The sequence below is a fragment of the Nonomuraea sp. NPDC050022 genome (assembly GCF_044460705.1).
Taxonomy (GTDB): domain Bacteria; phylum Actinomycetota; class Actinomycetes; order Streptosporangiales; family Streptosporangiaceae; genus Nonomuraea.
The window spans coordinates 299,379-314,825 of sequence record NZ_JBITKE010000005.1 but is presented as its reverse complement, the minus strand read 5'-3'; the positions used below and the strand labels follow the sequence as shown (position 1 = coordinate 314,825).

General features: G+C 69.2%; 15 protein-coding genes and 1 tRNA gene. All 16 read left to right on the top strand.

The window, feature by feature from the left end:
* The first annotated feature begins 37 nt into the window (after positions 1-37).
* Complete coding sequence (locus tag ACIBO2_RS22950) at positions 38-421, top strand: signal peptidase I (protein ID WP_358541682.1); 384 nt, start codon at positions 38-40, stop codon at positions 419-421.
* Between the two features lie 141 nt (positions 422-562).
* Positions 563-4,051, top strand: coding sequence for a transcription-repair coupling factor (mfd, locus tag ACIBO2_RS22945; protein WP_358542261.1), 3,489 nt, complete (start codon positions 563-565; stop codon positions 4,049-4,051).
* Positions 4,052-4,078: 27 nt separating this feature from the next.
* Positions 4,079-4,696, top strand: coding sequence for a SurA N-terminal domain-containing protein (locus tag ACIBO2_RS22940; protein ID WP_358541679.1), 618 nt, complete (start codon positions 4,079-4,081; stop codon positions 4,694-4,696).
* 2 nt (positions 4,697-4,698) lie between these two features.
* The gene (locus ACIBO2_RS22935) at positions 4,699-5,637 is read left to right on the top strand and encodes a MazG family protein (RefSeq protein WP_358541676.1); all 939 of its coding nucleotides are present in this window, start codon (positions 4,699-4,701) and stop codon (positions 5,635-5,637) included.
* Between the two features lie 42 nt (positions 5,638-5,679).
* Positions 5,680-6,957 (top strand): phosphopyruvate hydratase, encoded by a 1,278-nt coding sequence (gene eno, locus ACIBO2_RS22930; RefSeq protein ID WP_358541673.1) that lies wholly within the window; start codon positions 5,680-5,682, stop codon positions 6,955-6,957.
* A gap of 110 nt (positions 6,958-7,067) precedes the next feature.
* Positions 7,068-7,460, top strand: coding sequence for a septum formation initiator family protein (locus tag ACIBO2_RS22925; RefSeq protein WP_357943959.1), 393 nt, complete (start codon positions 7,068-7,070; stop codon positions 7,458-7,460).
* 111 nt (positions 7,461-7,571) lie between these two features.
* On the top strand, positions 7,572-8,060 hold the full coding sequence (locus tag ACIBO2_RS22920) for a DUF501 domain-containing protein (RefSeq protein ID WP_358444350.1): 489 nt from the start codon (positions 7,572-7,574) through the stop codon (positions 8,058-8,060).
* Entirely contained in the window at positions 8,051-8,995 is a 945-nt protein-coding gene (locus ACIBO2_RS22915) for an exopolyphosphatase (RefSeq protein WP_397298953.1), read from the top strand. The genes ACIBO2_RS22920 and ACIBO2_RS22915 overlap by 10 nt, the downstream gene beginning before the upstream one ends.
* Positions 8,996-9,172: 177 nt before the next feature.
* Positions 9,173-10,615, top strand: a complete 1,443-nt coding sequence (locus ACIBO2_RS22910; protein ID WP_397298950.1) for a hypothetical protein — start codon at positions 9,173-9,175, stop codon at positions 10,613-10,615.
* Positions 10,616-10,709: 94 nt separating this feature from the next.
* On the top strand, positions 10,710-11,036 hold the full coding sequence (locus ACIBO2_RS22905; protein WP_358444342.1) for a PadR family transcriptional regulator: 327 nt from the start codon (positions 10,710-10,712) through the stop codon (positions 11,034-11,036).
* Positions 11,033-11,884 (top strand): hypothetical protein, encoded by an 852-nt coding sequence (locus tag ACIBO2_RS22900; protein ID WP_358541664.1) that lies wholly within the window; start codon positions 11,033-11,035, stop codon positions 11,882-11,884. The genes ACIBO2_RS22905 and ACIBO2_RS22900 overlap by 4 nt, the downstream gene beginning before the upstream one ends.
* Before the next feature lie 18 nt (positions 11,885-11,902).
* Entirely contained in the window at positions 11,903-12,697 is a 795-nt protein-coding gene (locus ACIBO2_RS22895; RefSeq protein ID WP_397298947.1) for a uracil-DNA glycosylase, read from the top strand.
* Between the two features lie 95 nt (positions 12,698-12,792).
* Complete coding sequence (locus ACIBO2_RS22890; protein ID WP_358541658.1) at positions 12,793-14,109, top strand: NAD(P)/FAD-dependent oxidoreductase; 1,317 nt, start codon at positions 12,793-12,795, stop codon at positions 14,107-14,109.
* 93 nt (positions 14,110-14,202) lie between these two features.
* Positions 14,203-14,715 carry an ACT domain-containing protein gene (locus ACIBO2_RS22885; RefSeq protein ID WP_357943970.1) on the top strand — a complete coding sequence of 171 codons (513 nt, stop codon included), beginning with the start codon at positions 14,203-14,205 and terminating at the stop codon, positions 14,713-14,715.
* Positions 14,712-15,236, top strand: a complete 525-nt coding sequence (locus ACIBO2_RS22880; RefSeq protein ID WP_358541655.1) for a peptide deformylase — start codon at positions 14,712-14,714, stop codon at positions 15,234-15,236. The genes ACIBO2_RS22885 and ACIBO2_RS22880 overlap by 4 nt, the downstream gene beginning before the upstream one ends.
* 49 nt (positions 15,237-15,285) lie before the next feature.
* A tRNA-Leu gene (locus tag ACIBO2_RS22875) sits at positions 15,286-15,358 on the top strand.
* Positions 15,359-15,447 lie beyond the last annotated feature (89 nt).

Below are 15,447 nucleotides of genomic sequence, written 5' to 3'. Positions count from 1 at the left end.
CAATTAGTAAGCCATTTCCCTGCTAGCGTCCTGCGCCGTGAGTGATCTCGTGTACGTGGGCAACGCGAATGTCGACGCCGCGACGGACCATGGCTGGCTCCTGGGCCATTTCAAACCCTACGGCGACCCGAGACACAGCGACGGGGTGGAGATCAAATGGGGCACCCACTCCCCGGGTGACGAACGCGCCGAGTGGGTGCGCGGCGAGGAGCGTACGGCGCTGCTCATTCTCATCTCGGGTCGCTTCCGCGTCGAACTACCGGGCAGGAGCGTGCTGCTCGCCGAGCGGGGCGACTACGTGGTCTGGGGCAAGGGCGTGGACCACTCCTGGCGCGCGGAGGAGGAGTCGGTGGTCCTGACGGTCCGCTGGCCGTCCGTCCCGGGCTACAAGGTCCCGCAGCCGGACAAGGTCCTGGAGTAGTACGAGGTCCCGCAGCCGGACAAACTCCTGGAGCCAGGCAAGGTCCCGGAGCCGGACGGGGGCGTGGCGTAGATGCGAATAGGCTTGTAGCACAACCCCCATGCCCGCCGGCTGGGGGTAATCGTCGTGGGGCTGTCGAAAATGAGTCTGTCCGGGCTGCTTGATCTTGTCGTCACCGATCCCAAGCTGACCGCCGCTCTCGAAGAGGGCGGCGACATCGCGCTGGTGGCGCCGTCCGCGCTGCGGCCGTTCGGGGTGGCCGCGCTGGCCGGGCACGATCAGCGGACCGTGCTGGCCATCACCGCCACCGGCCGCGAGGCGGAGGACCTGGCGAGCGCGCTGACCAGCCTGATGGAGCCCAGCTCGGTGGCCGTCTTCCCGGCCTGGGAGACGCTGCCGCACGAGCGGCTCTCCCCGCGCAGCGACACCGTGGGGCAGCGGCTGGCCGTGCTCAGGAGGCTCGCGCACCCGGTCAAGGACGACCAGGCGGCCGGGCCCCTCAGCGTGGTGGTCGCGCCGGTCAGGGCGCTGCTCCAGCCGATCGTCAAGGGCCTGGGCGACCTGGAGCCGACCCGCCTGCGCGCGGGCGACGACGCCGACCTCGACGGGGTCGTACGGCGGCTGGTCGACAACGGCTACCACCGGGTCGACATGGTGGAGAAGCGCGGCGAGGTGGCGGTACGCGGCGGGTTGCTCGACGTGTTCCCGCCGACCGAGGAGCATCCGCTGCGGCTGGAGTTCTGGGGCGACACGGTCGAGGAGATCCGCTGGTTCAAGGTGGCCGACCAGCGCTCGCTGGAGGCGGCGGACGGCGGGCTGTTCGCGCCGCCGTGCCGCGAGCTGCTGCTCACCGCGGAGGTCAGGGAGCGGGCGCGCGAGCTGGGCCGGGAGCACCCGGCGCTGCTCGAGGTGCTCGACCAGCTCGCCGAGGGGACGCCGGTCGAGGGCATGGAGGCGTTCGCGCCCGTGCTGGCCGGGGAGATGGACCTGCTGCTCGATCACCTGCCCGGCAACGCCGCGGTGTTCGTCTGCGATCCCGAGCGGATCAGGGGCCGGGCCGAGGAGCTCGTACGTACCTCGCAGGAGTTCCTGGAGGCGTCGTGGATCAACGCGGCGGCCGGTGGCGAGGCGCCGATCGACCTCGGGGCGGCGGCGTTCCGCTCGCTCGACGACATCCGCGGTCACGCCGACGTGCTGGGGCAGGCGTGGTGGACGATGGCGCCGTTCGGGGCCGGGGTCGAGCTGGACGCGCAGGACTCCGAGGCATACCGGGGCGACACCAGGAAGGCGCTCGAAGACGTCAAGGGCTGGCTGGCCGAGGACAAGGCGGTCGTGCTGCTGAGCGAGGGGCACGGCCCGGCCGAGCGGATGGTCGAGGTCCTCAAGGGCGTGGACGTTCCCGCCCGGTTGGTGAAATATCTGGATAAGTCGCCTGAGGCGAAGGTCGTCCATGTCTCGACGGGGTTGATCGAGCACGGGTTCATCACCCCCAACCTGGCCGTGCTCACCCACCTCGACCTCGTCGGCCAGAAGGCGTCCACCAAGGACATGCGCCGCCTGCCCTCCCGCCGCCGCAACATGGTCGACCCGCTCCAGCTCAAGATCGGCGACAACGTGGTGCACGAGCAGCACGGCGTCGGCCGCTACATCGAGATGGTGCAGCGCACGGTCCAGGGCGCGACGCGCGAATACCTGGTCATCGAGTACGCCAAGGGCGACCGCCTCTACGTCCCCACGGATCAGCTGGACGAGGTCACCCGCTACGTGGGCGGCGAGGCCCCGACGCTCAACCGGATGGGCGGCGCCGACTGGGCCAAGGCCAAGACCAGGGCGAAGAAGGCGGTCAAGGAGATCGCGGGCGAGCTCATCCGCCTCTACTCCGCCCGCATGGCCTCGCCCGGTCACGCCTTCGCCGCCGACTCCCCGTGGCAGCGGGAGATGGAGGACGCCTTCCCGTACGTCGAGACCGGCGACCAGCTGGAGGCCATCGACGAGGTCAAGCGCGACATGGAGCGCGGCGTCCCGATGGACCGGCTGATCTGCGGCGACGTCGGCTACGGCAAGACCGAGATCGCGGTGCGGGCGGCGTTCAAGGCACTCCAAGACGGCAAGCAGGTCGCCGTGCTGGTGCCGACGACGCTGCTGGTGCAGCAGCACATGTCGACGTTCACCGAGCGCTTCTCCAGCTTTCCCGTCTCGCTCAGGGCGGTCTCCCGCTTCCAGACCGACGGCGAGGTCAAGGGCACTCTGGAGGGCCTGCGCACCGGCGCCGTGGACCTGGTGATCGGCACCCACCGGCTGCTCAGCCCGGAGGTCCGGTTCAAGGACCTGGGGCTGATCATCATCGACGAGGAGCAGCGGTTCGGCGTCGAGCACAAGGAGGCCATGAAGCACCTGCGCACCCAGGTCGACGTGCTGGCCATGTCGGCCACGCCGATCCCGCGCACGCTGGAGATGGGCCTGACCGGCATCAGGGAGATGTCGACCATCCTCACTCCGCCGGAGGAACGGCACCCGATCCTCACCTTCGTGGGGCCGTACGACGAGAAGCAGATCGGGGCCGCCATCAGGCGCGAGCTGATGCGCGACGGCCAGATCTTCTTCGTGCACAACCGGGTGGCCTCGATCAACCGGGTCGCCGCCCGGATCAGGGAGCTGGTGCCCGAGGCGCGCATCGCGGTGGCGCACGGGCAGATGAACGAGCACCAGCTCGAAAAGATCATGGTCGGCTTCTGGGAACGCGAGTACGACCTGCTGGTCTGCACCACGATCGTGGAGTCCGGGCTCGACGTGCCCAACGCCAACACGCTGATCGTCGACCGGGCCGACAACTACGGCCTCTCGCAGCTGCACCAGCTCAGGGGCCGCGTCGGGCGAGGCAGGGAGCGGGGTTACGCCTACTTCCTCTACCCGCCGGAGAAGCCGCTCACCGAGACCGCCCACGAGCGGCTGGCGACGATCTCACAGCACACCGAGATGGGCGCGGGCATGTACGTCGCGATGAAGGACCTGGAGATCCGCGGCGCGGGCAACGTGCTCGGCGCCGAGCAGTCGGGCTTCATCGCGGGCGTCGGCTTCGACCTGTATGTCCGGCTCATGGCCGAGGCCGTGCAGGAGCAGAAGGCCAAGCTGTCGGGCGCGGAGGTGACGGAGGAGCACCCCGACGTCAAGGTCGAGCTGCCGATCAACGCGCACATCCCGCACGACTACGTCACCTCCGAACGTCTGCGCCTGGAGGCGTACAAGCGGATCGCCACCATCTCCGCCGAGATCCACATCGACGAGGTGCGCGCCGAGCTGACGGACAGATACGGCAAGCCGCCCGTCGAGGTGGAGAACCTCCTGGCCGTCGCCCGCTTCCGCATCAGCGCCCGCCAGGCCGGGCTCACCGATGTCACACTGCAGGGCCAGAACATCAAGTTCGGTCCGGTCAGGCTGCGGGAGTCGCAGCAGGTACGCCTCGACCGCCTGTACAAGAAGGCCATCTACAAGCAGGCGGCGGAGACGCTGCTGGTGCCCGCGCCGAAGACCAAGCCCCTGGGCGGGCAGCCGTTGCGTGACCTCGACCTGCTCAAATGGTGCGGTGACCTGGTCGAGGCCATGTTCTTGGAGCCCGCGAGGGTAAGCTAGCCGCGGTTTTGTCGGGAAAGGACGCACGTGAAGTCGATTCGAGTGGCTGTGGCCGCTGCCGTGGTGGGTGTCGCGCTGACCGCCTGCTCCTCGCCTATGGAGGCCGGAGCCGCGGCCGTCGTGGGCAGTGAGCGGATCTCGTCGCGCGATCTGAACAAGAACGTCCAGGAGTACGAGGCCGCGCTGCGGAAGGTCAACATCGAGCCGTCGCAGCTCGGTGTGTCGGTCAACCAGTTCGTTCTGTCCAGGATGGCGGAGCAGAGCCGGCAGCAGCAGCTGGCCGACAAGTTCGGCGTACAGGTCAGCGACTCGGAGATCGACGCCGCGGCCCAGGACAAGGGCGAGCAGCAGTCGGCCGAGATGAACCTGCTGTCCAAGGGCGTCTCCCCGGCCGACCCGCGCGGTTACCTGCGGGCGGCGCTCGGCGTGAACAAGGTGCTGGAGAAGCTCGGCGGGCCGCAGAACCAGCAGGCCGTGGAGAAGTTCAAGGTCGCCTACAACGCGATCGCCCCGGTTTTCAGCCCGCGCTACGGCACGATCAGTCAGCAGGGCTTCGTCGACGCCGGCCGCTTCGGCAAGCCGTCGGCGACGACCGAGCAGGCCGGCCAGGGCGAGCAACAGCAACAGCAGCAGTCGCAGGGCTAGCCGTGCCGCTGATCATCGTCACCACCTCGCCGCGGGTCGCGCCGGGTCTGCTGAGCCACCAGGCGTGGCAGGCGTTCGGCTCGGGCCGCGTGCTGACCGGGTCCGCGGATCATCCGCAACTGCCCTACCTGGCCGAGGCCGGGGTCGAGGTGGCCGTCATCACGCCTGTCCCCGCCGACCTGGCGCGGCGGGCGGTGACGGAGTCGGTGGTCTGGCTGGCCGCCGAGGACTCCGAGGACTTCATGCGGGCGGTCGGCCACGCGGCCGTCGCGATGGCCGAGCCGCCGCTGATCGAGGTCGTGCCGGGCTCCTACGACCTGCCGGGCGCGCGGGTGCTCGACCTGGTCGCGGTGATGGAGCGGTTGCGCGCCGAGTGCCCGTGGGACCGCAAGCAGACGCACGAGACCTTGGTCCCGTACCTGCTCGAAGAGGCCTACGAGGTGCTGGAGACGATCGAGCGGGGCGACTACCCGGCGCTGCGTGAGGAGCTGGGCGATCTGCTGCTGCAGGTGGTCTTCCACGCGCGGGTGGCCGACGGGTTCGACATGGACGACGTGGCCGAGGGGATCGTCGAGAAGCTGGTGCGGCGGCATCCGCACGTGTTCGGCTCGGTGCGGGCGGAGACCGCCGACGAGGTGAACGACAACTGGGAGGCGATCAAGGCGGCCGAGCGGGCGGCGAAGGACGAGAGTCCGTCGGTGCTCGACGGGGTGCCGATGGGGCAGCCCGCGCTGTCGCTGGCCGCCCAGCTGGTGCGCCGGGCCGAGCGCGGGGGCGCGCCGGACGGGCTGGCCGCCGCCATCTCGCAGGGTGTGGGGCGTGAGCTGTTCGACCTCGTCCGCCGTGCACAGGACGCGGGAATCGACGCCGAAGCCGAGCTCCGCGCCGCCGCTCGCGACTACCGTGACCGCGTGCTCCGCTGGGAGTCGGAGCACCGATAGGCTCTGAAGGCATATTGCCTTTCGATTTAGGAGCGCAAACCCGTGGCTACCATCGAGGTCGTATACGCGCGCGAGATCCTCGACTCCCGGGGCAACCCGACCGTCGAGGTCGAGGTGATCCTCGACGACGGCGGCAGGGGGCGCGCGGCGGTGCCCAGCGGCGCGTCGACCGGCCAGTTCGAGGCCGTGGAGCTGCGTGACGGAGACGAGCGTTACGGCGGCAAGGGCGTGGAGAAGGCCGTGCTCGCCGTCACCGACGAGATCTTCGAAGAGATCAACGGCATCGAGGCCGAGGACCAGCGCATCATCGACCAGATCATGATCGATCTGGACGGGACGCCCAACAAGGCCAAGCTGGGCGCCAACGCCATCCTGGGCGTCTCGCTGGCCGTGGCCAAGGCCGCCGCGGACAGCGCCGAGCTGCCGCTGTTCCGTTACCTGGGCGGTCCCAACGCCCATCTGCTGCCCGTGCCGATGATGAACATCCTCAACGGCGGCGCCCACGCCGACACCAACGTCGACATCCAGGAGTTCATGATCGCGCCGATCGGCGCGAGCACGTTCCGCGAGGCCGTGCGCATGGGCACCGAGGTCTACCACGCGCTCAAGGGCGTGCTGAAGGAGAAGGGCTACGCCACGGGGCTGGGCGACGAGGGCGGCTTCGCGCCCAACCTGCCGTCCAACCGCGACGCGCTCGACCTGATCCTGGTCGCCATCGAGCGGGCCGGCTACACGCCGGGCGACGACGTCGCCCTCGCGCTCGACGTGGCCGCCTCCGAGTTCCACAAGGACGGCGTCTACACGATCGACGGCAAGGGTGTCTCGGCCCAGGAGCTCATCGCCTTCTACGCGGACCTGGTCGACAACTACCCGCTCGTCTCGATCGAGGACCCGCTCGACGAGGAGGACTGGGCCGGCTGGAAGGCCATCACCGAGGCCATCGGCGACAAGGTCCAGCTGGTCGGCGACGACCTGTTCGTGACCAACCCGGAGCGGCTCGGCCGCGGCATCGCCGAAGGCACCGCCAACGCGCTGCTGGTCAAGGTCAACCAGATCGGCACCCTGTCCGAGACCCTCGACGCGGTCGACCTGGCCCACCGCAGCGGCTACCGCTGCATGATGAGCCACCGCTCCGGCGAGACCGAGGACACGACGATCGCCGACCTGGCCGTGGCGGTCAACTGCGGCCAGATCAAGACCGGCGCGCCCGCCCGCTCGGACCGCGTGGCCAAGTACAACCAGCTCCTGCGCATCGAGGAAATTCTCGACGACGCCGCTCGCTACGCGGGTCGCGGCGCTTTTCCGCGTTTCCAGCGCTAGTTTCGGGTACGGCTCGCGGCATGGCGGGTATGCCGCGAGCCGGTCAGAAGGGTGCAAATAGCACCATCCGCTAAGTTCGGCCACCGAACTGGACACGGAGGTGTGAACCGTTGGCTAAGAGGCCGCAGCTGACCGGGCGGGCCGCCATCCTGGCGATCGTGGTGTGCGCGATCGCGATGAGCCTTGCCTACCCTGTACGCGAGTACATCGCGCAGCGCCGCGGCATCGCGGAGTTGCGGGCGGAGAAGGCGCGGGTCGAGGCCGACCGCCAGGCGCTGGCCGAGCAGGCGCAGCGGATCCGCGATCCCAACTGGATCAAGCGGACGGCCAAGGAACGGCTTCACTACTGCGGGCCGGGCGAGAAGTGCTACGTGGTCATGGACGCCAAGCCGGACAAGACCACGACGACGGTCAAGCAGCCCGCCGCGACGCCGCCGTGGTACCAAACGCTGTGGGAATCGGTCGAGGCCGCCGACACGGGCCAGGGCCGCAAGGCCGGATGAGCACCGACTCAAGCCAGGGCCGCAAGGCACTGACTCGGGCCGGAGCCGCGAGCCGTAAGGCTGGATGAGCACCGGCGCGGGGGAGCGTCGGTGGTGTGTGAGGGGAGAGCGTTGGACAGCAGAGACGTCGACGCGGTGCAGCGGCAGCTGGGCCGCCCGCCGAGAGGGCTGCGCGAGGTGGCGCACCGCTGCCCGTGCGGCAACCCCGACGTGGTGGAGACCGCGCCGAGGCTGCCCGACGGCTCGCCGTTTCCCACGCTCTACTACCTGACCTGTCCCAAGGCGGCCTCCGCGATCGGCACGCTCGAAGGCTCGGGGCTGATGCGCGAGATGCAGGCCAGGCTGGCCACCGACCCGGAGCTGGCCGCCGCCTACCAGGCCGCCCACGACGACTACGTGGCCAGGCGCGACAAGGCGGCGCAGGAGCAGGGCACGGAGCCGCTGCCGCGTGACATGCAGAGCACCGGCGGCATGCCGCTGCGGGTGAAGTGCCTGCACGCGCTCGTCGCGCACGAGCTGGCCGTGCCCGGATCCAACCCGTTCGGCCGGGAGGCGCTGGATGCCCTCCCCGAGTGGTGGAGTGACGGACCATGCGTGTAGCCGCCATTGACTGCGGCACCAACTCCGTACGCCTGCTGATCGCCGACGTCGGCGACAACGACCTCACCGAGATCGAGCGGCGGATGGAGATCGTACGACTGGGCGAGGGGGTCGACCAGACGGGGCGGCTGGCTCCCGAGGCGCTGGAGCGGACGTTCGCCGCGATGCGCACCTACCGCAAGCTCATCGACCAGCACGGCGCCACGGCGACCCGGGTGGTGGCGACCAGCGCGACGCGCGACGCCGCCAACAGGCAGGAGTTCGTCGACGGGGTGCGCGAGATCTTCGGGGTGGAGCCCGAGGTGGTGACGGGCGCGGAGGAGGCCGAGCTGTCGTTCGTCGGCGCGACCAGGGGGCTGGTCCGGCTGTCGCGGGAGACCGGGGTGCCGCAGGGGCCGCTTCCGCCGTACCTGGTCGTCGACATCGGGGGCGGCTCGACCGAGTTCGTGGTCGGCTCCGAGCACGTCATCGGCGCGCTGTCGGTCGACATCGGCTGCGTACGACTGACGGAGCGGCACCTGCGCGACGCGGGCGATCCGCCGCCGGCGCAGGCGCTGGAGGCCGTCGTGGCCGACATCGAGGCCGCGCTCGACCGGGTCGCCGAGGCGGTGCCCGTCCACGAGGCGCACACGCTGGTGGGTCTGGCCGGCTCCGTCACGACGGTGGCGGGCATCGCGCTGGACCTGCCCGCCTACGATTCGGAGCGGATCCATCACTCGCGGATGGCCGCCGAGCAGGTCCACGAGGTGACGCGACGGCTGCTCGCGATGACCCATAGTGAGCGTTCACAGATTCCAGTGATGCACCCAGGTCGAGTTGACGTGATTGGCGTGGGTGCCCTGATTCTGGACCGCATCGTGCGGCGTTTCGAGTTTCCGCAGGTCGTCGTAAGTGAACACGACATCCTCGACGGAATCGCCTACTCCATGGTCTGATTTTTCCGGGGAAAATCGGACAAATCTGGGATTCGGCTGTGTTGAGTGTGCAATCAGTTTTATGCTTAGGTAAAGGGGCATTGCGGGGGCTTTGTCATATTGCCGGACACGGGTGGTGTCGGCGTGGCGACCGTTCCCGGAGCGCATCTTTTCCCTAACGGAATGGAGCACTCTCACATGAACTCATCTCGTCCATTAGCGCGTAAGGCGGCGGCGTTCGGCGCCTCCGCCGCCGTGCTGGGCGCCATGGTCGCGGGGCTGGCAGCCGCTCCCGCGCAGGCGTCCACCCAGGCCACCGCGGGCAAGGCCGGCGCCGCGGCGACCTCCACCAAGGCCAGGCCCAAGGTCTCGGTGTCCACGCCCAAGGCGTCGAGCCGCGACACCGACGGTTCCTGCCCGGTGAAGGTCGACATCTCGGCCAACATCAACGTCAAGCTCGACGGCAAGACCGAACTCGCCTACCGCTGGCTCCACGGAGACGGCTCCAAGGGCAAGGTCAAGGTGCTGAAGCTCAAGGGCCACGGCACCAAGTCGGTCAAGATCGGCCAGACGCTCACCTTCAACGAGGACGTCAAGGGCTGGGAGGCCGTGCAGGTCCTCGGTCCGCGCAAGGTGACCTCCAAGAAGGGCTACTTCTCGGTCACCTGCCAGGACGCCGTCGTCGTCGACAAGGATCAGCTGAGCAGCGGCAAGAGGATCTCGGTCAGCGCCTGGGCCGACCCGAGCTCGTACGTCGGGCCCTGTACCCCCGGCGACAAGGTCAACTTCCTTGGCCGGATCAAGGTCAACGACCCGACGTGGGTCAAGTACCGCTGGGTGCTGAACGGTCGCGTCGTCGACTACGGCCGGACGAAGGTCTACCACTCGAAGACCGTCTCCTTCGGCTACTCGCCGCGTGAGAGCCAGCGGGGCTACGCCACCCTGCAGGTCGTCGGGCGCGGCGGCTCCTCCTCGGACCAGGCCTACTACAAGGTCTGGTGCAGGGACGAGGCTCCCTCGACGCGGGTGTCGGCCACCAACCTGGTGACCGCGACCAACAACGACGGCTGCAAGGTCGGCGCGCACGCCACCATCAACTCGACCGGCCGCGCGCGGGTCGAGTACACGTGGTACGTCAACGGCCAGTCCGTTGACCGTGGTGAGGTCGGGTTCGGCCGTGAGGGCTCGCGTACCGTCGAGCTGTCCGACCGCGTTCTCTCCGGCTCCGCGACGAAGGGTGGCCGGGTGACCCTGGCTGTCTCCGGTCCGCGGAACAACGACTCGATCAGCCAGTCCTACGCCGCCTGCGAGGCCCCGAAGCCGAAGGTCTCGGTTTCCAGCCTCTCGGTCTCCGGCCAGCGCAACGAGTTCTGCGCCGACAAGCGCGGCCCCGGCGTCGACTTCAAGGCGACGATCTCCAGCACCGCCCCGACCACCGTCAAGTACTACTGGGTGATCGACGGCAAGCGGGAGAACCCGGACCTTGAGCGTCAGGTCAACGGCAGCGTCGACGTGACCTGGGGCATCGCGGGTGCGCAGAGCGCCAGCGAGACCAAGGGTTCCGTCCAGCTCGTTGTCACCAGCCCCGGCTCGGCTTCTGCTTCCACCAGCTTCTCGGTGAGCTGCCCGAAGGGTGCCTGATCAGTTGAGTTGAGTTGAACCGGGTGGTGCCCTCGTGGCGCCGCCCGGTTTTTCTGTTTGCCACTACTGCGCTTTGCGGAGTAGTGTGCATCGCGTGGATAGTAGCCAGCTGCTCAAGGGCGTGCTCGATCTGGCGGTCCTCGCCGTGCTCGACGAACGTGATGGCTACGGCTACGACGTCGTGCGCAGGCTGAGGGAAGCGGGGCTCGACGACGTCGGAGACGCCTCCGTGTACGGCACGCTGCGCCGCCTGTTCAAGGCCGGCGCGCTCAACTCCTATGTGGTGGCCTCCGACGAGGGGCCCCACCGCAAGTACTACGGGCTCAACGAGGTCGGCAGGAGCATGTACGCCTCGTCGGCCAAGACCTGGACCTCTTTCGCGGCCACCATGGCCTCCCTGCTCAAGGAGGGGCAAGCATGATCACGCCCGAACAGTACGCGCAGGCCGTACGGGATGCCGTGGCCGATCACCCGGAGCGCGAGGAACTGCTCGAAGACCTGGACGACCACCTGGCGGAGATCGCGGCCGAGTCCGACGTGCCGCTGGAAGAGCGGCTGGGGCCGCCCGCCGCCTACGCCGAGGAGCTCGTGGCCGCCTACGGGGGCCGGCCGGAGAGCGGCCGGAAGCCCCGCCGCCGGACGAAGGAGCGGATGGCGACCGTGCATTCCCGGCTCCTGCGACAGGCGCCCTACCGGGGCCTCACGGGCTTCCTGCCCGAGTTACGGCCCGGGTGGTGGGTGCTGCGCGGCTACCTGGTGGCCATGGTGCTGCTGAGTGTGGCCATCGATGGCCGGCTCGTGCCGCGGACCCTGACGGACTGGGTGGTGCTGGCCGTGTGCGTCTGGGCCTCGGTCTGGCTGGGCAGGCGGTCGAGGGGACGGCTGGCGGCGACGACCGCCTTCGCCGTCAATCTGGCGGCCGTGCTCGCGCTGGCCGCCGGGTTCGTGGCGGCGCAGGAGGTCGAGTCGTCCTCGCCGGTCGACTACGCGGTGGCCGACGCCCCCGTGATCGTGCGGAACATGGCGCGGTCGGACGGGTTTTACAACATCAAGCCGTACGCCAAGGACGGCACCCCACTGACCGACGTCTACCTGTACGACCAGGACGGCAACCCGATCATCACCCGCCCCGAGGAGCACGGCTACATGGTCGACCGCTCATGCGGCGAGCCGATTCTCAACCGCTACCCGCTGCCGCTGGTCGAGGTCGCTCCCGAGACGCAGACCGCCGCCCCGTGCCCCAGCCCGAGTCCCTCGGCCACCAAGTGATCGGGCACCATCGGTGCCATGAGCTTCGTACCTCCAGGCACCGGTTGGCCCGGCGACCCGGCGACCGCTGACACCCCGGTCGCCCACGACCCCGCGGACGTGCGCCGCATCGCCGCCGCCGGCAGCACCCTGGCGGAGCTCACGGCCGCGCAGTCCGTCTGCCGGGCCTGCCCGCGCCTGGTGGAATGGCGCGAGGAAGTGGCCGAGGTGAAGCGGCGCGCGTTCGCGGAGGAGACCTACTGGGGGCGGCCTGTCGCCGGATGGGGCGACGACCGGCCGCGCGTCCTGCTCGTCGGCCTGGCCCCGGCCGCGCACGGGGGCAACAGGACCGGGCGGATCTTCACGGGTGACCGCAGCGGAGACTGGCTGTTCGCCTCCCTGTACCGTGCCGGACTGGCCGTACAGGAGACGAGCACGCACGCCGGTGACGGGCAGCGGCTGATCGGCGCCCGGGTGGTGGCCTCAGTGCGGTGCGCGCCACCCGCGAACAAGCCCACGCCCGAGGAGCGGGCCACGTGTTCGCCGTGGCTGTCGCGGGAGCTGACGCTGACCGCGCCGAGCGTGCGGGTGGTCGTCGCGCTGGGCGGGTTCGCCTGGCAGGCCATGTGGCCCGCACTGAGGGACACGGGCTACACGCTGCCGCGTGTCAGGCCACCGTTCGGGCATGGCGTCGAGGTCCAGGTCTCCTACGGGCAGGCGCCGGTGACCCTCATGGGCTGCTATCACCCCAGCCAGCAGAACACCTTCACCGGCAGGGTGACCGCCCAGATGCTCGACGACGTCTTCGTCAGAGCCAGGGCGCTGGGGGTGTGACGCGTAGCACCACCTGGGGATTGGCTTTATGGGGTGCCCTTGACGTAGCCTTGTGAATAGTTTCACAAGCGCTCCCATGGGATGGGGAACCGAGGATGAACAAGCACATTCTGATCGTCGGCGGCGGTTACGTCGGCCTCTACACGGCATTGCGGCTACAGCGCACGCTCCGCTCGGAGCTGCGCGACGGCCAGGTGCGCATCACCATCATCGACCCCCACTCGTACATGACCTACCAGCCGTTCCTGCCCGAGGCGGCGGCGGGCAACCTCTCCCCGCGGCACGTGGTCGCCCCGCTGCGCCGGGTCCTGCCCAAGGTGCGCGTGCTCAACGGCAGCGTCACCGCCGTCGACCACGGCGAGCGGTCCGTCACCTTCCAGCCGGTCGAGGGCGAGCCGCGCGAGATCGCCTACGACGTGATCGTGATGGCCGCCGGCTCGATCTCGCGGACGCTGCCGATCCCCGGCCTGACCGACATCGGCATCGGGTTCAAGAACGTGGGCGAGGCCATCGCGCTGCGCAACCGGGTCCTGCACCTGCTCGACGTGGCCGAGTCGACCGAGGACCTGGAGGCGCGCCGCCGGGCGCTCACCTTCGTCGTCGTCGGCGCGGGCTTCGCGGGCGTCGAGGCGTTGGCCGAGCTCGAGGACATGGCCAAGGACTCGACCCGCTACTACCGCAACATCAAGCCCTCCGACATCCGCTGGGTGCTGGTGGAGGCCACGAACCGGGTGCTGCCCGAGGTCGGCCCCGAGATGGGCAAGTGGACGCTGGAGCAGCTGCGCGAGCGCGGCATCGACGTGAAGCTCGACACGCGCCTGGAGTCCTGCGAGGGCGGCCACGTGGTGCTCTCCGACGGCTCGAAGTTCGACGCCGACACCCTCGTGTGGACCGCGGGCGTCAAGCCCAGCCCGGTGGTCAACGACGGCGGCCTGCCCCTCGACGAGCGCGGCCGGATCAAGACCACGACGAAACTGACGGTCGCGGGCGTCACGGACGCCTTCGCCGCCGGTGACGCGGCGGGTGTCCCCGACGTGACCAACCCCGGCCAGTATTGCGCGCCCAACGCTCAGCACGCCGTACGCCAGGCCAAGGTGCTCGCCGACAACCTGGTCCGCCACCTCCGGGGGCAGGAACTGGTCGACTACCGCCACAAGTATGTCGGATCGGTCGCCGGTCTCGGCCTGCACCAGGGGGTAGCGAACGTCTATGGAGTCAAGCTTCGCGGATTCCCTGCGTGGTTCATGCACCGCACTTACCATCTGTCGCGGGTGCCGACGCTGAACCGCAAGGTCCGTGTCGTCGTCGACTGGACTCTGGCCCTGTTCTTCAAGCGGGAGACCATCTCACTGGGCGAGATGGAGCACCCGCGCGACGGGTTCAGAGCCGCCGTGGCGACGACCCGCCGCTAGCCCGCGTACAGCAGCGCCCCGGTGCGGCCGCATCGGGGCGTTTCGGCATTCTTGACTCAATATTCTCGGTCTCAATCGAGAGGGGATCCACGAGTGGGGCTCTCAGCGGTGACGGTGCTCGGCGTGGACCGGCCCGGCGTGATCGCCGCGGTCACCGGCTCGCTCGCCGACTGCGGGGCGAACATCCAGGACTCGACCATGACGCTGCTCGGCGGCCATGTCGCGATGATGCTGCTGGTCTCGGGCGACCTGAGCGCCGACGAGCTCACCAAGCACCTGTGCGCGCCGGACCTGGTGGTGACCGCCTCGGCCGTCGAGGCCCGCCGCTACTTCGGCGGCCGGCCGACCGGGCTCGGTTACGTCCTGACCGTCCACGGCCCGGACCGGCCGGGCATCATCTCGGCCATCAGCGCCGAGCTCGCCTCGGTGGGCGGCAACATCACCGGCATGAGCACCCGGCTCACCGGCCGGCTGTACGTCCTCATCGCCGACGTCGAGCTGCCCGAGGAGGTCGACGTGGCCGGGCTGATGCGCGGGCTGGCCACGGTCGGCTCGGGCCTCGAGTCCGAGATCACCTTCCGGCCCGTTGAACCGGACCTGTTGTGACCCCGCCGGACGGGATCGCCCGCGGAGTGCTCGACGCTCCGCACCCGCTCCTGTCCGCCCGGGCCCGGCAAGTGGATCCCACCGACCCTCGCGTGGTGGCCGCGGCGGCCGATCTCCTCGCCACTCTGCGCGGCGAGCCGGGGACCGCGGGCCTGGCCGCCCCCCAGATCGGGCTGAGCTGGCGGCTGATCGCCTTTGACGCCGCCGGGCACCCAAGGGGTAGGTCGTGGGCCGGCGAGCTCGTGGTGGTCAATCCACGGCTCGCTGAGGCGTCTCACTGGTGCGTCGGGCGGGAAGGCTGCGCCTCGATCGCGGGTTTGACGGCTGACGTACGGCGAGCGACGCGTATCACAGTGCTCGGCAGCTTGCCTGGCACGGGAGATCCCGTCACCATCGAGGCGGATGCATTCGAAGCTAGGTGCATTCAGCATCAACTGGACCATCTCGACGGCGTTCTGTTCCTGGACAGAGTGTCAGGAGCCCTATCACTTCACCGCAGACTTCACAGTTGTGACGCCTGATACGAAGTTGTGCTCCTCGGAAGCATGGTCCGTTTCGTATGATTGCGGCGCCCCCGTAGCCCAAAGGCAGAGGCAAACCCCTTAAAAGGGTTGTAGTGCGGGTTCGAATCCCGCCGGGGGCACCCGCATCTACCAGAGGAAATGCCTCACTAAACAACCCTCAGTAACCGCGGGAACTCAGGAACGGATCCGTTCGTTGTCCTCCTGCTGA